General features: G+C 62.7%; 1 protein-coding gene. It reads right to left on the bottom strand.

Annotation, left to right across the window (positions count from 1 at the left end; genetic code table 11):
- Nucleotides 1–2: 2 nt before the first annotated feature.
- Nucleotides 3–263: alpha-isopropylmalate synthase regulatory domain-containing protein (locus JI666_RS22195; RefSeq protein ID WP_286171025.1), on the bottom strand; the 261-nt coding region annotated here is incomplete at its 5' end.

The raw sequence follows: 263 nt of genomic DNA, 5'->3' as shown, positions 1-263 counted from the left end.
GTTCAGCCCGCCGCCGAGGTCTGCAGCGCCGAGTTATTCGCCCGCCCCTGCCCGGCATGCATCCGGTTCAGCGCGTTGACATAGGCCTTGACCGAGGCCAGCACCGTGTCGGTATCCGCCGATTGCCCGGTATAGACCGTGCCATCGCGGCTCAGACGCACCGACACCGTCGCCTGCGCATCCGTGCCCTCGGTCACCGCCGAAACCTGATACAGATCCAGCTTTGCACTGTGTGGATAGAGCATCTTCACAGCATTGAAACA

It is taken from the genome of Bacillus sp. NTK071 (genome assembly GCF_017303315.1).
In the GTDB taxonomy this organism is placed as follows: Bacteria; Bacillota; Bacilli; order Bacillales; family Guptibacillaceae; genus Guptibacillus.
This window is presented reverse-complemented; position numbering and strand designations above follow the sequence as displayed.